Source organism: Bacillus sp. AFS031507, from assembly GCF_002584635.1.
Classification (GTDB): Bacteria; Bacillota; Bacilli; order Bacillales; family Cytobacillaceae; genus Neobacillus.
The window spans coordinates 496491-517608 of sequence record NZ_NUOW01000003.1 but is presented as its reverse complement, the minus strand read 5'-3'; the positions used below and the strand labels follow the sequence as shown (position 1 = coordinate 517608).

Genomic DNA, 21118 nt, shown 5'->3' with positions numbered 1-21118 from the left:
ACTATTTTCGGAAACATTTTCAACTGTCTATAAGCTTTTCTTTATTTTTCACTTCGTCCCTTAAGGCACGACGGAGAATTTTTCCAACATTTGTTTTTGGAAGTTGATCGCGGAATTCGACATTGTGCGGTACTTTATAGGCTGCCAAGTTTTGTTTACAATATTGGATTATTTCTTCTTCTGTTACGGTTTTGCCAGCCTTTTGTACTATGACGGCTTTCACATCTTCTCCTCGGTACGGATCGAGAACTCCAATACAGACCGCCTCTTGTACAGCTGGATGTTCGTAAAGGACTTCTTCAATATCACGAGGATAGACATTGAATCCACTGGCAATGATTAAATCTTTTTTGCGATCCACGATGTATAGATATCCATCTTCGTCCACCTTCGCAATATCACCCGTGTATAACCAGCCATCACGGAGGGTGTTCGCTGTTTCTTCCGGCATATTCCAATATCCCTTCATAATCTGAGGTCCTTTAATAATAACCTCGCCTAGCTCACCAACAGGCACTTCTTCGGTCCCAGTTGCTAAATCCACTATTTTGTATTCAGTGGATGGGACGCCAATCCCAACGCTGCCAGGTTTGCGTACTGAAAATGGCGGGTTGCAATGGGTGGTCGGTGAGGCTTCTGATAACCCATAACCTTCTAAGATTTTAGAACTTGTCTTCATTTCAAAGCTGCGGAGCAGTTCAAGTGGCATTGGCGCGCTTCCGCTGTTACACGTTTTAATACTGTTAATCCCGTATTCTTCGGCACGAGGATGGCTTGTAATCGCTACATACATGGTTGGGACACCTGGAAAAACAGTAGGCTGTTCATTTTTGATCGTGTTTAATACTTCCTCTAATTCAAACCGAGGAAGCATGATCGATTCAGAAGCTGTAAAAATCGAAAAGTTCATACAAGAACTCATCCCGAAAACATGGAAGAGTGGAATGACCGTTAGAAAACGCTCGTTTCCGATTTCCATTTCTTCTTTAAAGAACTCGTAACACTGAATCACGTTTGCAAGAACATTTCGGTGCGTCAGCATCGCACCTTTCGATCTTCCTGTTGTGCCACCAGTATATTGTAGGACGGCTACATCATGCAGAGGGTCCATTTCAATCGGGAGGACGCTTCCGTTACTTTCCGATAAGAAGCTTTCAAAGCTTAAGTCCGGGGCAAATTCATGTCCTGAAGGCTGGATGCTGACAACAATGATATTCTTTAGGTTGGTAAGTTCTTGAACACTTTTCAGCCTTGGATAGAAGGCATCGAGGACTACAATGGTTTCCGCTCCGGAGTCCTTCAGTATATACTCAAGCTCTCGTTCGACTGACATTGGATTCACTTGGGTAACAATCGCCCCAGCCGTAAGAATTCCGTAGTAGGAAATAACATATTGCGGACAGTTCGGGAGCATAATCGCAACTCGGTCGCCTTTTTGAACCTGATTTTGCTGCAAAGCAGATGTAAAGTTATGAACTAGCGAGTTTAATTGCTGATAAGAAAATTTCCTTCCATAAAAGGATAGAGCATTATTATCAGGATATTTTTCCGTGGTCTCCTGAAGAATTTGTCCTAAAGGCTTATTTGGAATCGTCACATTTGTTTCGATACTTTCAGGATAATGGGCTAACCAGGCTTTCTTACCACTCATCGATTTTCCTCCCAAAATGCGTTATAAACTCACTAATGATTTTTTACCATTTACTATAGAGCATCTAAAATGCTAAGCCGCCTCCGTCAACAGACAGGGTTGTACCTGTAATAAAAGACGCTTCATCTGAAGCTAAAAATAACACCGCATTTGCAACCTCATCTGGAGTCCCAATTCTTCTTAGTGCATTTGCTCGTGAAATAATTGGCCATTTTCGCTCATCCTGTTTCCAATGATCAATAATTGGCGTGTCAATTACACCTGGTGCAATCGCATTGACCCTGATATTGTATTTCCCATATTCAAGGGATGCATTTTGTGTCAACATGACAACCCCAGCTTTAGATGCATTGTATGCAGACACATATTTCTGTCCTTTTAAGCCGAGCAAACTAGATGTGTTAATAATTGCTCCGCCTCCCGCTTTAATAAATTCAGGTACTGCGTATTTTATTCCAAGGAAAACACCCTTTAAATTAATGTCAATTACCCAATCCCATTCCTCTTCAGATAAATCAACACTACGTACTTCGGAATTACCGACACCAGCATTGTTGAACAAGATATGTAAAGCGCCAAATGTACTGGTGGTGGTGTTAATTAATGCCTTTATTTGTTTAGAATCGGTTACATCTGTTTTGACAAATATTGCTTCACCGCCCTCTTCTTTTATTAAACGAACTGTTTCTTCCCCAATTGCGGAATCGATATCTGCTACGGCAACCCTTGCTCCTTCTTTTGCAAAGCGGAGCGCGGTGGAGCGGCCAATACCGCCCCCTCCGCCCGTAATTATTGCTGTTTTCCCTAGTAATCTCACAGTTCTCAGTCCTTCTTCAAGGTAAATTCTAATGATATTTTCTCAATTCTAGCTTGGCAACCTGTGCACGATGGACTTCATCAGGTCCATCTGCTAATCTTAATGTTCTTGCGTTTGCCCATTGGGCAGCAAGTGTAAAATCGTTTGAAACTCCTGCAGCACCCAGTGCTTGAATGGCGCGGTCAAGCACACGTAATGCCATTGATGGTGCGACCACTTTAATCATAGCAATCTCTGCTTTTGCTTCTTTATTGCCAACCGTATCCATCATAAATGCAGCTTTTAAGGTAAGCAGTCTTGCCTGTTCAATTTCGATCCTAGAATCTGCAATCCATTCACCAATTACCCCTTGCTGTGCTAATAGTTTTCCAAAAGCAGTCCGTTCCTGAACACGCTTACATAATTCCTCAAGCGCTCGTTCAGCTGCACCAATTAACCTCATACAATGATGTATTCTTCCAGGCCCTAATCTCCCTTGCGCAATTGCGAACCCTTTCCCTTCTCCCCAAAGGATATTTTCGACCGGTACGCGCACATTTTCATAGGTGATTTCTCCGTGTCCATGCGGGGCATGATCATAGCCGAAAACAGGGAGCATCCGTTCAATTTTCACACCTGGAGAATCAAGTGGAACGAGAATCATCGATTGTTGTTCATGACGGTTAACAGAAGGATTTGTTTTTCCCATTACAATGGCAATTTTACAACGAGGGTCACCTGCACCAGATGACCACCATTTCCGACCATTAATAACGTACTCATCGCCATCTCTTTCGATCCTAGCTTCGATATTAGTCGCATCTGATGAAGCAACCGCAGGTTCTGTCATCGAAAAACACGAACGAATTTCACCTGCTAACAACGGCCTTAGCCATTGTTCTTTATGCTTCTCTGTCCCATAGCGTACGATAACTTCCATGTTTCCCGTGTCAGGCGCACTACAGTTAAAAACTTCTGGACCTATAAGAGACCTTCCCATAATTTCACATAAAGGAGCATATTCCTGATTAGTTAATCCGGCACCCAATTCACTTTCTGGTAAAAATAAGTTCCAGAGCCCTTCCGCCTTTGCTTTTTCTTTCAGTTCCTCCATAATCGGCGGCACCGCACTCCAACGGCTTTCTTGTTCATTTAGTTGCTGCTCGTAAATACGCTCATTGGGATAAACATTTGCTTCCATAAAGGCCGTTAATTTTTCCTGCAACTCTTTCACTCTTTGAGAATATGAAAAATCCAATATTTCTACCCCTTCCCCATACTAACCAGTTGGTATGTTGTACTTTTAATTATACCTGTAAATATTAAATATTCAAATTAATTTCTAAATATTCTATAACATTTAGTATTGTGGGGAGTCTAATAGAACAAATTTTAAAAAATTATCTGATCCAGTTATGAAAAATAGTGGGTCAAGAAAAGTCAAACCAATACCGTCATCCTGCAACAGACATTTCCTGACCTTGGTTTATTAAAACCTTTTAGTAAATGATCTTTTCTGTTTATTCATTACTTCATGCGATTTTTCGATAATATCTGTTAGTACATCTCCTTTATAAATTCTACCCAGCTTCAATCCTTGCTGATAATACTCAACAATTTCGTCCAACAGCAAGGAAGTTTCCTTCGTAATTCTTACGTTTAATTGAATTCTTTCGTTTTCAGCCAAGATAAACACTCCTATTTATCCGCTAACAATCTGCTAGCACTTTTCTATTCTATTGTTATCATCTATAAATATACTATATTTCTACATTCTTTTCAGTAAAAATAAAAATTTGGATAACTGTTTATTTGTTGTTACATGATTTTGCATAGTTCGACTAATATTATTATAAGGGGGGTTGCTGGTTATGTTTAAGACTTTGATATTGGGACTTTTCCTGATGGTCCAACAGGGAAATTCACCCGATAGGTTAGCTATTACTAAGGATGGTCAAACCGTGGCCACTATGAATCGAGAAGATTTTGCTCTAACTCAAACTGGTTTGCCATTATTAAATTCTCAAAAATTCAATCAGTTTTTAGACCAACTGGATAAACAATTTTCTGTTGCACCTGAAAACGCCAGCCTAGATCAGTTTGGGGTGATTATACCCGAACGACCAGGTTCTCGAATCCATCGACAGGCCTTTACTGAACAATTCTTTGCCTATTTTTTTGGTTCTAGAAAGAAAAATTTGGAATTACCTATTCTTACTGTTTATCCAAAGGTGGATAGTGAATTACTTGGTGAAATTCGCAGCTTGCGAATTGGGCGCTATGTCACTTCTTTTAATTCTCGCAACAAAAAAAGGTCTAACAATATTCAGTTAGCAACATTGGCCATAAATAATCATGTTGTTTTTCCTGGTGAAAAATTTTCTTTTAATAAAGTGGTAGGTAAACGAACAGCTGCCAAAGGTTACCAGCGGGCTCCTGTTATTGTGAAGGGAGAGTTCTCAGAAGACATTGGCGGAGGTATTTGCCAGGTCTCCTCCACTCTCTATAATGCGATTGACAATGCTGGTATCAAGATTCTGGAGCGTTTTTCTCATACCAGAAAAGTTCCCTATATTCCTCCTGGACGAGACGCAACAGTAAGTTGGTATGGTCCCGATTTTGAATTTAAAAATAACTATAACCAACCAATATTAATCAGAGCACGGACACTAGGAAATTTGTTAATCATAACAGTTTATTCTTCCGAGAATATTAGCTACTCACCAAGGAAAATTCCTAATCCCCCATATTAAAAAAAGTCCGCAATATGCGGACTTTTTTTACCGTTTTTTATCTTTATTTAATGCACTCATCAAAAGTTCTTCCGAAAATTCTGTTATCGCATGATTATCCATTAAATTAAGATTTGTTTTTGGTGTAAAGTTTTTTACCATATTTTGAAAAGGAAGTGCAAGGTCCTTACGTTTTCCTTTTGTCACTCCAAAAACAGCAGCACTTATACCAATGCCTAATAGAGATGCCCACATAGCTCCTCTACTTTTTCGTTTTCTTCCAAACATATTGAAAAACGGCTGAACTTTTATATTTTTCATCCATAGCACTCCTTCATGTTGAAATGGAAAGGAATCTCCCCCTTCCATTTCATTATTTTGCGCGTAATCGCTTAAAATATTAGAAGGAAACTGAACATAATTTGTTATTTGCTGGTAAGTCTTTGAGTGATAAATGTTTTAATGGTCAATTATTTGTTTACATAATATTTCTATTGTTACTTGTTTTTTCGGATCACTATTTTAGAAAGAACCACTCTCCAATAGTTATCATAAAATGCTAAAAGATCATTGAGGTGGTGTCTTTATTTATGGGAGGTTTAACCTATATTGACTTCTTGGCCAAATTTGGCGTGGGTGGGGCCCATCCAGGGGGTATTCCATTAACAAAAAACATACTGTCTGGTGAAAACATTACAAACAAATCCCGCATTTTAGATGCAGGCTGCGGCACTGGACAAACAGCGGCATATTTATATCAGCAATATAAGGCAATGGTAGTAGGACTTGAAATCAATCCAATCATGATAGATAAGGCAAGAAGGCGCTTTCAATCATTAAATTTACCCATTCAATTAATCCCAGGGTCTGTTGAGAAACTTCCCTTTAAAGACAATAGCTTTGACTTTATTTTATCTGAATCAGTTTTAGCTTTTGTTAATAAACCGACTGCACTAAGAGAATTTTATCGAGTCTTAAAAAAAGGTGGACGTTTTATTGCAAACGAAATGACGATAAACACAAAGCTAAGTCAGGATGAAGAAGCTGAAATCATGAAATTCTATGCTTTAGATTCATTATTAATGGAGGATGATTGGAGAAAGTTATTAGAGAAAACAGGATTCCAAGATATTGTTCTAAAAATCGAAAACACCGCTATCAGTCTTGGGAATAATGCAGCAGAGTTCAATTTCTCCAAAAATTTTGAACCTGAACTTTTCCAAATATTAAATGAGCATGGAAATATTGTCTTAAAATACCAGGATATTTTAAGCTATCGAATCATCACTTGTTCGAAATCTTAATTGTTTATTACAAGCCTCTCTCTTAAGTGTGTTTATCAGAGGCTTTTTTACTGGCCTCCTATTTCCTAACTTTCGCATGTATATTAAAGAAATCTCGTTGAAAAATATGTGGTGAAAGGATAGGTGAAAACCTTGGATAAAACTTTGGGCTACTTAAGAGAAACTTTGTCAAATTACACAGATGACCATTCCGAAGGCAGGCATATTTACCGCAAACTATCGGAAGGTCATTATGCCTCCGAAGGATCCTTTGTTCGAGATTTGAACCAAAAAGAAATTGCATTTTTAAATAGAATGCTGCCGAAAGAAATTAACTATGCAAAAGAAGAGCAAGATGAAAAAAGGGCTCACGAGCTAAATGAAGTGTTTGAGCTTTTATTCTGAGAAATTTACTTTATAAAAAAAATGGCAGGAAAGGTAAAGCTCCTGCCATTTTTTTTGGAAATAATTCATTTTTTGCAAAATTATTTCCGAGGTAAGCGCAAGGTACGACAAAAGTACCATTCGTCAACTCAGGAATTTCAGCATTAACCGACATGAAAATACAAGAAACACACCAAACTAATCGTGATTTTCCCCCATATTAGCCCCATAACGACAAATTGCCAATTTACGTCCAATTTCTACTATAAAGACAAAGTTCCGCAAAAAAGAAGCCGAGGTTTCCCCGCTTCTAATGGATGTCTTTTTTCTTAAATCTGCCTCCACGTACCTCAGCGATATCCGCAACAGCTAGAAAGGCACTGTCATCATTTTCAGTAACAATCTCCTTCAATTTTGCTTCTTCAAGACGATTGATAACGCAAAAGATGACTTTTTTATCATCACCTGAATATGCGCCCTCACCATTGATATATGTGACACCTCGACCTAGACGATTCATGATAGCATCACCAATTTGCTTAGCATTGTCACTAATGATCCAAACAGATTTAGATTCATCAAGGCCAGTAATGGTAATATCAATCGTTTTGTAAGCAACAAAATAGGCAATAAGCGAATACATTGCACGGTCCCACGTAAACACAAAACCGGCACACCCGAGGATAAAAAGATTAAAGAACATAATAATTTCTCCGACGGAAAAAGGAAGCTTATTATTAAAAAGAATCGCTAAAATTTCGGTACCGTCCAATGACCCACCGTAGCGAATCACTATGCCTACCCCTATACCTAGCACAATTCCTCCAAAAACTGTTGCAAGGAGAATATCCTGTGTGAACGCTGGGACTGGATGGAGTAATGAAGTCCCAATAGAAAGGATGATAATTCCATAAAGGGTTGATAATGCGAAGGTTTTCCCTATTTGTTTATACCCAATAAAGAAAAAAGGTATATTAAGAATAAAGAGGAATATCCCTAATTTCCAACCTGTAACATACGAAAGCATAATGGAAATCCCAGTGATTCCACCATCAATTACATTGTTGGGGACGAGGAATATTTCTAAGCCCACAGCCATCAGGGTGGCACCTAGAGTGATTAATAAAATGCGTTGCAGGATCTTTCTCTTTGTTAATCTCCGATGTTGAATTTTCGCCATAATCGCTTCCTGCTGTTGAATTAAATTTAATTCTTGTGTTCCCGACATTATCTTGCCCCTTTCAAAAATAATTTCCTACCTTTATTATAACGAATGATCAGTACTATTTATAATAAAATGCTTTTTTATTTCTATACTCCCAGATTGAAAAAGAAGCTACTTCAACTAGTGAAGTAACTCCTTAATTTTATTAACACCTTAGGGGACCCAACCATGACATCAGCTGATAGATAATTAAATGAAGTTCCCTTTTAGCGATCTTATCAATCTAAATGGAAACCTTTACCTATCCCCGATGAGTGTTTGTTCCGTTGAAGGAATTAATTCACATGGAATTAATGGAATTCAAATTCCTAAAAGAAACAAATTCTCGGTTTGACACAGACTGAGACTCATTATTCCAACATTTAGGTTTCTAGGCTTCTTGGCAATTCATTCTTTTTGGAAAAGATTCAATATTATTTCATATCGATAAATCTTTAACTTTTTCCTTTGATAAGGTTGCTATGGAATACATAGATACCTATTATGAAAGGATTTAGTTTTAGGATTTAGCCTTTCCATAGGAGTGTGACAATCGCTCCACCTTCCAAATGCTTGTAATGGAATAACCTTATACCTTACTACTCGTTCACGAACGGAACGAACACGTATGGTTGAGCCTCCTAAGTTGTTAACTTTTATTCTATCCTTTACAACTAAATTATAACACGGAATTTTTTGAATTTACGGACTACTTGTGTCAAAATGTGAATTATTGGGTATTTAGGTTAATGAAATACAGGGGATATTATAGAAAATTGAATCCTAAAGGAAAGGAATGCTCTAACCTATGATTAAAGCTATTAATACTTATGCACAACCTTTTGAAACAATTGATGATCTTGACCCATTAATAGCCGCTATTGGTGATAAAAGTTTCGTCCTACTGGGTGAATCTTCTCACGGCACTTCAGAGTTTTATACACTTCGAGCAGAGTTAACAAAAAGACTAATCAAGGAAAAAGGGTTTTCTTTTATTGCCGTTGAAGGCGATTGGCCTTCCTGCCAAAGCATCAATCGATACATTAAAGGATTTAACCAATCATCACAAGACATTAGAGAGGTGCTCGAGGATTTTAATAGATGGCCAACCTGGATGTGGGCTAACCAAGAAATCATTGGGCTCATTGAATGGTTAAAAGACTATAATCACCATAATAAAAGAGCCCAAAGAGTCGGTTTTTATGGTTTGGATGTGTATAGTCTTTGGGAAAGTATGGATGAAATTGTTCATTATTTAGAAAGGACCAATTCTCCCAGCCTTAAGGAGGCCAAAAAAGCATTTTCTTGCTTTGAGCCCTTTAATCGCAATCATGAATCGTATGCTGTTTCAGCCGGATACCTCTCTGAGAATTGTACGAAGGAAGCACTTGAACTTCTCGCATCCATCCGGAAAAACAAATGGAAATTCGATGACGATCAGGAAAACAGCTTGAATATGGAGGTAAATGCCATTGTTACTGCAAATGCAGAGGAATATTATCGGACAATGGTCACTAGTGATTCTAAGTCATGGAATGTTCGAGACAGGCATATGGTCGAAGCACTCAACTCAGTACGAAGATTCTATGGTGATGACGCAAAAGTAATCATATGGGAGCATAATACACATGTAGGTGATGCCCGGGCAACTGATATGAAGGATGAAGGAATGGTGAATGTCGGACAACTAATTAGAGAAGAAAACGGTGCCAAAAATGTTTTTATTGTAGGGTTTGGTACATATAGCGGTACGGTAATTGCCTCTACCGAATGGGGAGTTGACTTTCAAAAAACGGAGGTACCTCCCGCCCAACTCGGAAGCTGGGAATCACTTATGCATAAGACAGGGGCTGTAAATAAATATTTGATATTTACTGATCAGAACCGTCATGAATTTACAACAACGATTGGGCATAGAGCAATTGGTGTGGTTTACCGGCAGGAATACGAACAATATGGTAATTACGTCCCATCGAAAATGGGGCTGCGATATGATGGTTTTATTTTTATTGATAAAACAAATGCGTTGCATCCGCTAGTTCTAGAAAATATTCTTGTCTAATGTGATTTTCCAGATAAAGTTTCAGGGAAATTTAGATTTAAGCAAAAAAAAAACATTAAATACATATCCACCCGAATAATCCACATACTATTTTTGTAATTTCATTTTATATCACGAAAGAAGGATTATGTAATGACAGTAGGAACTCAGGTAAAACAAGCACTAGCTGGACTAAAAAGTGCACAGGCAAGTTTTGAAGGATTCGCATTAGCAACTGATAACCAAAATGCAAAGCAGCTTTATCAACAAGCAGCCCAACAAACCCAATCGGTTCTTGATAGTTTAGAACCACGTCTTCAAGAAATTTTGAATGAAGAACCACAATACAATCAATAAAAGCAGTTTTAGGTTGGCGATTCTGCCAACCCCTTTTTGATTTTCTTATGAAAGGAAGTTAAATTTGTGACAATCGCTTCTAATGTCAAGCAATGTCTCTCTACTATTAAGGGAATCGAAGCACAATTGTCTTCCTTCGCCTTAAATTCACTCGATAAAGACGCTCAAGCTATTTTTCATGAAGCTACACTAACGATTGAAGAGGTAAAGAAGGATCTACAATACCGTGTTTTGGAACTTGAACGACATGAACCCCAATATATGGGTTCATAAAATTTTGAGGTGAGAAACTAATGCCAGATTGGATTTTTATCATAACTCGTTCATTAATTTTTTTGGGACTTTTATTTATTACAACAAAAATACTTGGAAAGAAACAAATCTCTGAGCTCTCTTTCTTTGAATATGTTGCAGGAATTACCATTGGAAGTATTGCCGGTGAAGTAGTTACTGGACTAGAAGCAAATGTATGGCATGGAATGTTAGCAGTCCTCATTTTCTTCTTGGTAACTTTCCTCGTTGACTTTGTCTCTCTAAAGAGTAAAGGTTTTCGTGATTTTGCTGAAGGTAAAGGAACCGTCGTCATTAAAGATGGGAAGGTCCTAGAAAATAATCTAAAAAAAGAAAAATATTCGATAGACGAACTTTCTGCGTTACTTCGACAAAAGGATATTTTTAGGATTGCAGACGTAGAATTTGCTGTGTTGGAACCTCGTGGAAATTTAAGCACACTTTTAAAAACAGAAAATCGTCCTTTGACACCTAAAGATTTACAAATGAAAATGGCGAAAGAAAAAGAACCACAAACAGTCATTATGGACGGGAATATCATTGATGAATCATTAAGATGTTCCGGAAAAGGCAGAGGCTGGCTTTATACAGAGTTAGAAAAACTAGATGTGACTCTTGATAATGTCTTCATAGGGCAAGTCGATTCCTATGGAGAGCTAACGGTCGATCTATATGATGATAAAATTGAAGTGCCAGCACCCGCTCAACGTCCATTACTCCTGGCTACACTAAAAAAAGTTCAGGCTGATTTAGAGATCTTTTCTCTTGAGACAGATTGTGATAAATCAAAAGCAATGTACAAGAGAAATTCAGTAAGGGTACAAGAAACAATTGACAAGCTTAATCCTTATTTAAACGGTTAAAAAAGGTCAGGAACTACGAAAAAAATCCTTATCAATTTAAATTGATAAGGATCAAACATTTCTAGGCACAGTTTTTTCAGGACTTTCACTACGATGATTTTTTGGATTACTTTTATGCGAAAAAAAGCTGTGCAGGATCATTCCGACCATAACCAATACCATACCAAACCAGGATAATTCAGTTGGGAAAACAGTATTCAAAATTAACAATTCTCCTATTACTGCAAATAAGACCTCTATTGATTGCGTGGCCTCTACGGCAGCAAGCTTTTGCATATTTCCTCTAACAAGATCCGTTGCTTTAAAAAATAGAATGGTTGCAATCACTCCTGAGGTTACCGCAACAAGGCCTGATTGGACTATTTGTCCTTTGCTTGGTGGACCAACAGTATATAAACCATAAACAGATAAAACAACCCACAATGGCATACTCGCTAATGTCATCCCTAATACCCGTTGAAAGACATCAAGACGCCCCCCGCAAATATCCATCATTTTTCTGTTTCCAAGCGGATAGGCAAATGAAGCGATTAGCACCGGAAGGACGCCTAAGGCTATTGCAGCATTCGATATGTGATTTGCCTGTTCCAATTGCATCAGAATAATTCCTAGGAGGATGATCAATGACATCCCTAAACCTTTAAAAGGAATTCTCCCCTTTTTCTGGATTGGTCCATTATCAGTCATAACCATTTCATAAAAAAGTGGGGCCAGCAAGGAACCTGAGATGATTGTGACCTGCCATGTGGCTGCAATGAGCCAGCCTGGGGCATAGGCAGCTGAAAAACAAATCGGACCATAAAATAAGCCGAAGCCCACCGTGCTCCATATAAACCAGCCGCCAGGTCGATTTTTCATTTCCACAAGTAATGGTCTAAGATTTTTTCTTCCCATCACAATTGTGAAAAGAAATGGAACCATAAAGAAATACCTTAATGATGCACTCCAAATCCAACTACCCCCAGCCTGATCCATCGATCGGTTGAGGATAAATGTAAATGCAAAAAAGAAAGCCGCAAGGATGCCTAAAATTATGGGCCGCATGGTTCCTCTATCCTTTCTGTATCTATTTTTAATATGTACATAGTGTATTTTCCATGAAAAGAGGGAAACCATCAAGTAGTTTCCCTCTTTTCATTACTTGTTGTTAATTTGTTTTTAGTAATCAGGTGCATACTACCATTTTTTAAAGCATAAAGTTTTTGGGATAAGGATGAAACTTTATTGTCCCCCATTCGTAAAAATGGATGGAATGATTTTAAAAAAGTGAGGTTGATACCAATGTTTGGAAAAGTAGCCGCGGATATTTTGGGATTAAGTGATGTTGGTTCTGTCATTAAGCCGGAAAATTACGATAAGGTGGACGCAGATGATTATGTCATGCATGAAGACAATGAGAAAATTTATTTTCTCATCAAATCAAAGTCTGATGAATACTGTTTTACAAACAACGCCCTTATCCATTTAGATGGGACAAGTGCAACCAGCAAAAAGCGAATGCTCCACCGCTATAGTTATGCAACAAATAGAATATCAGAGGTAAAACTCGAAACGGCCGGAACCGTTGACCTTGATGTAGAAATAAAATTTAAAATCGGCTCAATTCCTTTCTCCATCGACGTTCATAAGAAACATATTGAAGAAGTTAAGGATTTATATAAAGCCTTAATCAAAATTTCAGAAATCTCACATGAAAATGAAATTTCGCTTCAGTTTGCTAAACAAAGCCTTGATGTCGCCTCCACTACTCTCGGTCGTGTGACAAGTGCAGACAGCAACTTGGTTGTTCAATTCAAAATGCTTAATCAAGCAGCCTTTCAGTGGTTAGAAGATAGCAAAAAACAATATATAGTAAAAGATTTCGGCTATGTGTTTGAAAAGTATATTAATAACTAAAAAATAAGTAGGCGCATGAAAAATTATCATGCGCCTCCTTTTTTATCTATAATCTATTAATACATCCTCCAATGGTAAACGTGTTGTATTGAAAGCAGGTGCAGCCGCCTTCCCTAGTGAAATCAACACAATTGGGAAAAGTCGATCGGAGACATTGAACATTTTCACGAATTTATCTTTATCAAAGCCACCCATTGGAACGGTGTCATACCCTCTGTCTTTTGCAATTAACATCAACTGCATCGATACTAAACCAGCATCAAATGAAGCAATATTTTTCAAGACTTCCTCTGGAGCAAGTGGGTATGTTTTATTTGTACCTTCTATTAATCGATTCATATTAGCTTCGTCCATCAAACCAGCCTCGTATGCACTTCGATAGACTTTTTCCACACTTTTATACATTTCCTTATCGCCTAATACTGCAATAACGGCAGACGCTGTTTCTACTTGCTCTTGATTGTTGGCGATTGCTCTTAGTTCCTTTTTCGCCTCCTGATCTTGAATAACAATAAAACGCCATGGTTGAAGATTACTAGAGGATGGTGCTTGTGTCGCTTCTTTTAGCATATCTTTAATTTCTTCTTGAGAAATATTGTATGTTGAATCATATTTTCTGACAGAGTGACGTTCTTTTATCACTTCAGATAAACTTTTTATTAATGTGGTTTGCATGAGAGATTTCCCCCTGTGAATTTTTAACTTACTAAAAGTAAGTTCTTAGTCATCTTACTATTAGTAAGTACCTATCGTCAAGTAATTCAAATATGGTATTATACAGTTAGAATAGTAAAAAAGAGGGATTTTATATGAGTGAACCTAACCACCAAGATTGTATGACTCATTCTGCAGAGGAAATTAAACATATATGTACTAACTTTCATAAGGCAATCGAATTTATTGGCAAACGTTGGATGGGTTCTGTTATTTATACGCTTATGGAAGGACCGAAGCGGTACCATGAAATAATATCATCTATTCCAGGAATTTCTGATCGTCTCTTAACCGAACGCTTACGTGATTTAGAAAATGAGGGATTGATTGTCAAAAACATCATTACTACCTCTCCAAAAAAAGTGGAATATGAACTGACTCCAACTGGTAAAGAACTTGATGAGGTTATTCATGTGCTAATGAAATGGGTAAAAAAACGCGGGAAATCCCTATGATGCTGAGTAACTATCTCACACAAAAAAGGCTTGCTCTATTGTATAGATGCAAACCTTTTTTGTTTTTATGGACTTGGCCGATGAAACAGCCCCATAACTTCAATTGTTTCGGTAATATTGACAAATGCTGATGGATCAACTTCTGTAATTAAGTTTTTAACTTCATTAAGTTCGTATCTGGAAATTACCGTTATCATCACGTTCCGTTGGTGATTTGAGTAGCCGCCAACCCCATCCATAATCGTCAAACCTCGATACAAATTTGTCAGTAAATGAGCTCTCATTTCTTCGCCCTTATCTGTAATGATCATTAAAGTTAATTTAGCATGATCTGTATAAATTGCATCCACCACTTTACCTGTAACAAAAATGGAAACCAAGGTATAAAGAGCAGAATCCCAATCAAATAAAAATCCACTGATCAAGATGACGACAGCATTCATGCCTGAAAGTAAAACACCAATCGGAAAATCTCTTTTTCTCGCCACAATCATGCCAATAATATCAAATCCCCCGGTCGATCCAGAACAGCGAAAAACTATTCCGACACCTAACCCGGTTAAAGCACCACCGAAAATTGAGGAGAGAATTCTATCATCGGCAATGGCATGAACGGGAATTAAATAAAGGCCAATTGATATAATTATTACAGCAAAGATGGAATTCACGATAAATCTTTTCCCTAACATTTTATAACCAATAATCAATAACGGAAAATTCAGCAGGAAATTTGCCACCCCTGTATTAACAGGCGAGATCATCCCTAAAATCATAGAAATTCCGCTCAATCCACTGCTTAACACTTCATGAGGGATTAAGAAAAGGTTAAAGGCAACCACAACAATGAGAGATCCCGAAATCATTCCAACAATCTGCATGGTAAAAATCCTCCTATGAAAAACAGGCAATTAATTCTATTTAAAAATAATACCGATTCTCTCTTATAAAGTAAATTAAATAATTTATTAAAAAGAAACTCAATTATCTGTTTATTCTAATTGATTGAATAAAGACTTCTCATTTTTGGAATAATATATTATTGACAATTCTATAATAATATTTATACTTTAGTAATATATTAACTTTATATGATAAATCCTCATCAAACCGATGAGGTAGAGGTCGCGGTTTTTATCAGTAAAGCGGACGAGATGAGAGAGACATCCTTGACTCCGTTTGAAAGGAAAAGCTGCCGAAGTGTGCTTTCATCTCTGAAAAAGCATGCTGGGGCTGTCTCCAAATAGGAACAGAACTGTCACGCTTAAACCTACCAGTTAAGCGTGTTGAGCTATCTTTCGGAAGGTATGATGCGGGGTATTTACAATGCCATCGATACTTCTTCGATGGCATTTTTTTATTCCAAACTCCTTCTCGAAAAAATTAGAAAAAGAGGAGTCAAGACAATGCAAACAGCAAGAGTATTAAAAGAGAGTGAATATACTAGTGACTTAACACTACAACAGGATCCAACCGAATTAAAACGAAGTTTAAAATCCCGTCACCTCACAATGATTTCCCTTGGCGGGACGATTGGTACTGGACTTTTTCTAGCTAGCGGTGGCGCTATCCATAGTGCGGGACCCGGCGGGGCAATCCTTTCCTACCTTGTTATTGGTATTATGGTTTACTTTTTGATGCAGGGCTTAGCAGAAATGGGTGCCTATATGCCAGTTGCCGGAAGCTTTAGTACGTATGCAACCAAATTTGTCGATCCTTCCCTTGGTTTTGCCCTAGGCTGGAACTATTGGTATAACTGGGCAATTACGATTGCTGCCGAATTAGCTGCTGTAACAATGATTATGAAATTCTGGTTTCCACATATTCCTTCATTCATTTGGAGCGGCATCTTTTTAGTAATTATGTTTCTATTAAACTATCTTTCTGTTAAAGGATTCGGAGAAGCAGAATATTGGTTTTCCTTAATTAAAGTTGTTACAGTTATTATTTTTATCGTTACTGGTACTTTAATGATCTTCGGCATCATGGGTAATGAAGCAATCGGCTTCAAAAACTTCACTGTTGGTGATGCTCCATTCCACGGCGGCTTTATGTCCATGATGGGAATCTTTATGGCTGCAGGCTTCTCCTTCCAAGGAACAGAGCTTTTAGGTGTTGCTGCTGGTGAAACGGAGGATCCAAAGAAAGCTATTCCTCGTGCAGTGAAACAAGTTTTCTGGCGTATTTTATTATTCTATGTATTGGCTATACTAGTAATCGGACTGCTTATTCCATATACAAACGGGAATTTAGCAAATGGGGATATAACCGTTAGTCCATTTACGCTGGTTTTTCAAAAGGCTGGCATCGCTTTCGCCGCTTCAATCATGAATGCTGTTATTCTTACAGCTGTATTATCGGCAGGAAATTCAGGAATGTATGCATCCACTCGGATGCTTTGGGATTTGGCCCGTCAAGGCAAAGCACCGAAATTCCTTGGTAAATTAAACAAAAAAGGTGTTCCAGTCAATGCCTTAATTGCAACAACCTTAGTGGGAACACTCGCATTTCTTGCTTCCTTCTTTGGGGATGGAACGGTTTATGTATGGTTGTTAAACGCTTCTGGTATGTCCGGCTTTATCGCATGGCTCGGCATTGCAGTATGTCATTATCGATTCCGTAAAGCATTTGTCGCCCAAGGTAAGGACCTTAGCTTGTTACCATATAAATCAAAATTCTTCCCTTTTGGTCCGCTCTTCGCGTTTGCCGTTTGCGGGTTTGTTGTCTTAGGACAAAATTATTCCGCATTCACGGGTGACCAAATCGATTGGAATGGTGTTTTAGTTTCATATATCGGACTGCCATTATTCCTTATTGTATGGCTAGGATATAAATTTACAAAGAAAACTAAATTTATACCTTTAGAAAAGTGTGATTTAAGAAATTAGTTTGTTTAGAAAATAGCACGCGAAAATTTTCGCGTGCTATTTTCTTAAACCAATAAAAAAACAGACTCAATTGAAGAGCCTGTTTTTAAGTATTACGCTTTCTTTTCCTCAGATGACCAAATGTATAAGTCTTCAATAGAGCAATTTAATTCTCTTGAAATTGTCATCGCAGTATTTAAGTTCATCACTTTTTTGGACAAGTAGTCGTTGAGCTGAGTTTGAGGAATACTTGTATTCCGTTCCAAACTTTCCAGGTCCATGCCGTTTTTTGATAATAAATCTTTGAGGTTACTTTTTTTTGCTTTATAATTTGTCAAAATGACACCTCACTTTTTTAAAAGCATAACACATTAAGTTCACAATTGAAAGGAAGAAGGGTTTCCCCCTTTCCATCTTGGCTTATGTTATACTTAATTAGGAATAGGTAAAGGAGTGTGAAACATGAAAAACTCAAACAATCTGTACAAAAACGGACAGTCAGTTAACATTAAAGAAACTGGCGAGGTCGTCACAATTTTAAAATCACAATATGTTAAAAACATGAAAAGATATTCTTATATCGTTAAGGAACATCCAGAAACATTCTTTTTTGAAGAGGAATTAAAGGTTCTTTAATAAATAAAAAGGAGAAAGCCGATTCTGTGAATCAGCTTTCTCCTTTTTAAATTTGTTTTAAAACTCGGCATTTCCTGTTGTTCTCGGGAATGGAATGACATCTCTAATATTAGTCATTCCAGTTAAGTACATAATTAACCGCTCAAAACCAATACCATAACCAGAATGTTTCGTACCACCATATTTTCTTAATTCAAGGTACCACCAATAATCTTCTTCATTCATTCCAAGCTCATTAATTTTACCAGCCAAAATTTCTTCGCGTTCTTCACGCTGGCTGCCGCCAATCAATTCACCAATTCCTGGCACAAGTAAATCAGTTGCCGCTACTGTTTTGTTGTCTTCATTTAATCTCATATAGAAAGCTTTAATTTCTTTTGGATAGTCTGTTACAAATACTGGGCGTTTGAATACTGTTTCACTTAAATAACGTTCATGTTCGGTTTGCAGGTCAAGCCCCCACTCTACCGGATAGGCAAAAGTTTCTCCGGACTCCCTTAATATATCAATGGCTTCGGTATATGTCACACGGCCAAAGTCTGCTGTGTAGGCATTATTTAGACGATCCAATAAACCCTTTTCGATAAAGCTGTTAAAGAAATTCATTTCTTCAGGGGCTTGTTCAAGTACATAGCCTATCACAGATTTTACCATTTCTTCAGCCAAGTCCATGATATCTGGAAGCTCAGCAAAGGCAAGTTCCGGTTCTACCATCCAAAATTCCGCTGCATGTCGTGCAGTGTTAGAGTTCTCTGCTCTAAAAGTTGGGCCGAAGGTATAGACATTCCGGAAAGCCAAGGCAAACGCCTCAGCCGAAAGCTGTCCGCTAACAGTCAAATTAGTTTCCTTGTTAAAGAAATCCTTGGTTAAATCTGTTTTGCCTTCTTCATTTTTTGGAGGATTGTCCATATCTAGTGTTGTCACTCGGAACATTTCTCCTGCACCTTCTGTATCACTGCCGGTAATAATTGGTGAGTGAACATAGACAAAACCTTTATCTTGGAAGAATTTATGCAATGCATAAGAAGCAAGTGATCTCACACGAAAAACAGCTGAAAACGTATTGGTTCTTGGTCTTAAATGGGAAATAGTTCTTAAATATTCAAACGAATGCTTTTTCTTTTGTAAGGGATAATCTACATTTGACGAACCTTCAATCACGATATTAGTTGCTTTAATTTCAAAGGGCTGCTTCGCTTGAGGAGTATAAATAAAGTCTCCTTCAATCCTAATGGATGAACTAATTGGTAACTTTGCAATATCCTTAAAGTTCTCTAATTGCTCATCAAATACAATCTGTACCCCTTTAAAAAAGCTGCCATCATTTAATTCAATGAACCCAAAAGTTTTGGAGTCGCGAATCGTACGAATCCATCCAGATAACTGGACTTTTTGTTCAATGTAACTTTCCGTATTTCTGTACAAATCCTTGATTAAGGCCTGTTTCATTGGTTTTCCTCCTAAATCTTATGTAAAAAAGTAAAAAACCTTCCATCCCTTTTGGGACGAAAGGTAAAATTCCACCGTACTATCATCGTATTTCTTTTATCCCTTCAATATTATATAAAATACCATATCAAATAAGCAATTTTCAACAAAATTTCCGGTATGAAAGAGATTTATTTTAGTTTTTTGTAGATTCTTTTGAAAACGTGTCATTTTGAGCACAAAAATGGGCAGAAAGCCATTCTTGGCGGTCAAGTAAGGCTTCTTTGCAATTGGTAAATAGATGATCGGTATCATACCAGTTGATTCTTTTGGGAGAACTTGCAGCAGAATAAAAAGTCGCAGCATGGCCTCGTTCAATAAATTCGTCATTTTTGGCGAATTGGAAGAGTATTGATGCCGGCGCAGCATTTTTTACATAGTGGATGGCATCTAATTTTCTAAGACTTGAAATAAAATATTCAAATCTTTCAGGCGGTAAAAAGCTGCGAATGATGGCTGCGACTGGATGTTCACTAGTCAGTTGCCACTCTGAAGCCTCCCCATACCCTGATATTAAGACAAAAGTTTTAATGAGCGAATCAATTCCTGAAATTACCCCGCCCCAGGACGCTCCAAAACCATGGCCAACAAAAGCCATCCGAGTTTCATCTACAATCGTTAGCTTACTAAGCAGTGTAACTCCCATTCTAATATCCATAACAGTATGAATGTATTTTTGAATATCCGCTAAGGCTTCAATTTTTTTTGTGAATTTTTTTCTATCAAGATCATCCGTTAGACCTTCCCCACCGAAAAACGGCACTTCAATTAGGAGTGAAATATAACCTTTTGTTGCAAGCAATTTTGCTTCATGAAAAAATGTTTTTCTATTTCCTTGACTAGGGTGCATAAAAATGACAGCTGGAAATGGTCCTCCCTTGTTAGGAATAAAAAGAAAGGCAGGCACCTTCCTGTTGAAAGGGCTTACATAATTAACATCATAAATAGAATAACCTTCTTTTGAAATAGATGACATCACCTCAAAACCTGCTCTTGTTTCTACTTCGTAATCAAACATTCTTTACCGCCCCCGCGAAGATTCTTTTTAATAATTTATTTGAATTTTCAGATTAATAGAACACATAAAATCCATGAATCTCTTTTCCGGACAATCTTCCTTAAGTTTTTTAAAATTTTCAGAATAATAGCAGGAAAAACGTTGCTTATCGTCGAAATAGTAAAAAAATGTTTATACTTGATTTAAGAGGAGTGTTTGATGTGGACAAGATCACATGTATTGCCTACCTTTTATACAAGTCATCTACGAATCAAGGCATTAGAGAAAAAGCTATCCAATTATTGAATGGAGATGTGTCCATTCGTGATTTAAAAAGAAATATATCTATTCAAGCCAATCTGGTCATCGCTGAATCGTTATTGAAAAAAAATAAGATCGATAAAGATCAAGTTCAACTTTTTGCTGAGCAATTTATGTATCAAGAAATATAATGAACTCTAGCTTG

The 21118-nt window shown here is 37.5% G+C and carries 24 protein-coding genes and 1 riboswitch; of the genes, 12 read left to right on the top strand and 12 right to left on the bottom strand.

The features are described 5' to 3' along the window. Nucleotides 1–19: 19 nt before the first annotated feature. From COE25_RS06535 to COE25_RS06520, 4 genes are all read right to left on the bottom strand, one after another. Nucleotides 20–1651, bottom strand: coding sequence for a long-chain-fatty-acid--CoA ligase (locus COE25_RS06535; protein WP_098931937.1), 1632 nt, complete (start codon nucleotides 1649–1651; stop codon nucleotides 20–22). 64 nt (nucleotides 1652–1715) lie between these two features. Then, nucleotides 1716–2468 carry an SDR family NAD(P)-dependent oxidoreductase gene (locus COE25_RS06530; protein WP_088088542.1) on the bottom strand — a complete coding sequence of 251 codons (753 nt, stop codon included), beginning with the start codon at nucleotides 2466–2468 and terminating at the stop codon, nucleotides 1716–1718. Nucleotides 2469–2496: 28 nt separating this feature from the next. Further along, the gene (locus tag COE25_RS06525) at nucleotides 2497–3705 is read right to left on the bottom strand and encodes an acyl-CoA dehydrogenase family protein (protein ID WP_098931935.1); all 1209 of its coding nucleotides are present in this window, start codon (nucleotides 3703–3705) and stop codon (nucleotides 2497–2499) included. A gap of 231 nt (nucleotides 3706–3936) precedes the next feature. Next, nucleotides 3937–4134 carry a hypothetical protein gene (locus COE25_RS06520; RefSeq protein ID WP_066256390.1) on the bottom strand — a complete coding sequence of 66 codons (198 nt, stop codon included), beginning with the start codon at nucleotides 4132–4134 and terminating at the stop codon, nucleotides 3937–3939. A gap of 184 nt (nucleotides 4135–4318) precedes the next feature. Between COE25_RS06520 and COE25_RS06515 the strand changes: the two genes are divergently transcribed. Then, entirely contained in the window at nucleotides 4319–5200 is an 882-nt protein-coding gene (locus COE25_RS06515; protein WP_098931933.1) for a VanW family protein, read from the top strand. 27 nt (nucleotides 5201–5227) lie between these two features. Here COE25_RS06515 and COE25_RS06510 read toward each other — a convergent pair whose 3' ends face one another. Further along, nucleotides 5228–5500 (bottom strand): hypothetical protein, encoded by a 273-nt coding sequence (locus tag COE25_RS06510; protein ID WP_088088545.1) that lies wholly within the window; start codon nucleotides 5498–5500, stop codon nucleotides 5228–5230. A gap of 269 nt (nucleotides 5501–5769) precedes the next feature. On the opposite strand from COE25_RS06510, the gene COE25_RS06505 reads away from it, so the two are divergent. Both COE25_RS06505 and COE25_RS06500 read left to right on the top strand, forming a co-directional pair. Then, nucleotides 5770–6483: a class I SAM-dependent methyltransferase gene (locus COE25_RS06505; protein ID WP_098931931.1), complete on the top strand. Its 714-nt coding sequence runs from the start codon at nucleotides 5770–5772 to the stop codon at nucleotides 6481–6483. Between the two features lie 132 nt (nucleotides 6484–6615). Further along, nucleotides 6616–6867, top strand: coding sequence for a sigma-G-dependent sporulation-specific acid-soluble spore protein CsgA (locus COE25_RS06500; protein WP_088090507.1), 252 nt, complete (start codon nucleotides 6616–6618; stop codon nucleotides 6865–6867). A gap of 289 nt (nucleotides 6868–7156) precedes the next feature. On the opposite strand, the gene COE25_RS06495 is transcribed toward COE25_RS06500, so the two are convergent. Beyond that, nucleotides 7157–8026 carry a YitT family protein gene (locus tag COE25_RS06495; protein WP_088090508.1) on the bottom strand — a complete coding sequence of 290 codons (870 nt, stop codon included), beginning with the start codon at nucleotides 8024–8026 and terminating at the stop codon, nucleotides 7157–7159. Between the two features lie 832 nt (nucleotides 8027–8858). Here COE25_RS06495 and COE25_RS06490 point away from each other — a divergent pair. The 4 genes from COE25_RS06490 (at nucleotide 8859) to COE25_RS06475 (ending at nucleotide 11602) form a co-directional block, all read left to right on the top strand. Next, nucleotides 8859–10112 (top strand): erythromycin esterase family protein, encoded by a 1254-nt coding sequence (locus COE25_RS06490; RefSeq protein ID WP_098931929.1) that lies wholly within the window; start codon nucleotides 8859–8861, stop codon nucleotides 10110–10112. Between the two features lie 132 nt (nucleotides 10113–10244). Further along, complete coding sequence (locus COE25_RS06485) at nucleotides 10245–10448, top strand: DUF1657 domain-containing protein (protein ID WP_088088548.1); 204 nt, start codon at nucleotides 10245–10247, stop codon at nucleotides 10446–10448. Nucleotides 10449–10514: 66 nt separating this feature from the next. Then, nucleotides 10515–10721, top strand: a complete 207-nt coding sequence (locus COE25_RS06480) for a DUF1657 domain-containing protein (RefSeq protein WP_088088549.1) — start codon at nucleotides 10515–10517, stop codon at nucleotides 10719–10721. A gap of 20 nt (nucleotides 10722–10741) precedes the next feature. Next, on the top strand, nucleotides 10742–11602 hold the full coding sequence (locus COE25_RS06475; RefSeq protein WP_098931927.1) for a DUF421 domain-containing protein: 861 nt from the start codon (nucleotides 10742–10744) through the stop codon (nucleotides 11600–11602). A gap of 51 nt (nucleotides 11603–11653) precedes the next feature. Here the strand turns inward: COE25_RS06475 and COE25_RS06470 are convergent, their stop codons facing one another. Continuing rightward, the gene (locus tag COE25_RS06470) at nucleotides 11654–12646 is read right to left on the bottom strand and encodes a DMT family transporter (protein ID WP_098932006.1); all 993 of its coding nucleotides are present in this window, start codon (nucleotides 12644–12646) and stop codon (nucleotides 11654–11656) included. A 237-nt stretch (nucleotides 12647–12883) separates the two neighbouring features. Between COE25_RS06470 and COE25_RS06465 the strand changes: the two genes are divergently transcribed. After that, a complete protein-coding gene (locus COE25_RS06465; RefSeq protein ID WP_098932004.1) occupies nucleotides 12884–13498 on the top strand; it encodes a PH domain-containing protein in 615 nt (204 codons plus the stop codon). Nucleotides 13499–13540: 42 nt separating this feature from the next. On the opposite strand, the gene COE25_RS06460 is transcribed toward COE25_RS06465, so the two are convergent. Further along, the gene (locus COE25_RS06460) at nucleotides 13541–14173 is read right to left on the bottom strand and encodes a nitroreductase family protein (protein ID WP_098931925.1); all 633 of its coding nucleotides are present in this window, start codon (nucleotides 14171–14173) and stop codon (nucleotides 13541–13543) included. 134 nt (nucleotides 14174–14307) lie between these two features. On the opposite strand from COE25_RS06460, the gene COE25_RS06455 reads away from it, so the two are divergent. After that, a complete protein-coding gene (locus COE25_RS06455; protein ID WP_257208702.1) occupies nucleotides 14308–14667 on the top strand; it encodes a winged helix-turn-helix transcriptional regulator in 360 nt (119 codons plus the stop codon). A gap of 65 nt (nucleotides 14668–14732) precedes the next feature. Here the strand turns inward: COE25_RS06455 and COE25_RS06450 are convergent, their stop codons facing one another. Further along, nucleotides 14733–15545 (bottom strand): YitT family protein, encoded by an 813-nt coding sequence (locus tag COE25_RS06450; protein ID WP_088088552.1) that lies wholly within the window; start codon nucleotides 15543–15545, stop codon nucleotides 14733–14735. Between the two features lie 230 nt (nucleotides 15546–15775). Beyond that, nucleotides 15776–15966: riboswitch (Lysine riboswitch) on the top strand. Between the two features lie 104 nt (nucleotides 15967–16070). Here COE25_RS06450 and COE25_RS06445 point away from each other — a divergent pair. After that, a complete protein-coding gene (locus COE25_RS06445) occupies nucleotides 16071–17552 on the top strand; it encodes an amino acid permease (RefSeq protein ID WP_098931923.1) in 1482 nt (493 codons plus the stop codon). 92 nt (nucleotides 17553–17644) lie between these two features. Here the strand turns inward: COE25_RS06445 and COE25_RS06440 are convergent, their stop codons facing one another. Next, nucleotides 17645–17869 (bottom strand): helix-turn-helix domain-containing protein, encoded by a 225-nt coding sequence (locus COE25_RS06440; protein ID WP_088088554.1) that lies wholly within the window; start codon nucleotides 17867–17869, stop codon nucleotides 17645–17647. 124 nt (nucleotides 17870–17993) lie between these two features. Between COE25_RS06440 and COE25_RS30555 the strand changes: the two genes are divergently transcribed. Next, entirely contained in the window at nucleotides 17994–18167 is a 174-nt protein-coding gene (locus COE25_RS30555; protein ID WP_179195897.1) for a hypothetical protein, read from the top strand. Nucleotides 18168–18224: 57 nt separating this feature from the next. Here the strand turns inward: COE25_RS30555 and asnS are convergent, their stop codons facing one another. Together asnS and COE25_RS06430 are read right to left on the bottom strand one after the other, a co-directional pair. Continuing rightward, nucleotides 18225–19616 carry an asparagine--tRNA ligase gene (gene asnS, locus COE25_RS06435; RefSeq protein WP_098931921.1) on the bottom strand — a complete coding sequence of 464 codons (1392 nt, stop codon included), beginning with the start codon at nucleotides 19614–19616 and terminating at the stop codon, nucleotides 18225–18227. Nucleotides 19617–19791: 175 nt separating this feature from the next. Next, complete coding sequence (locus COE25_RS06430) at nucleotides 19792–20673, bottom strand: alpha/beta hydrolase (RefSeq protein WP_098931919.1); 882 nt, start codon at nucleotides 20671–20673, stop codon at nucleotides 19792–19794. Nucleotides 20674–20873: 200 nt separating this feature from the next. Here COE25_RS06430 and COE25_RS06425 point away from each other — a divergent pair, with 200 nt between their 5' ends. Next, on the top strand, nucleotides 20874–21104 hold the full coding sequence (locus COE25_RS06425; protein WP_088088557.1) for a hypothetical protein: 231 nt from the start codon (nucleotides 20874–20876) through the stop codon (nucleotides 21102–21104). The last annotated feature ends 14 nt before the right edge of the window (nucleotides 21105–21118 follow it).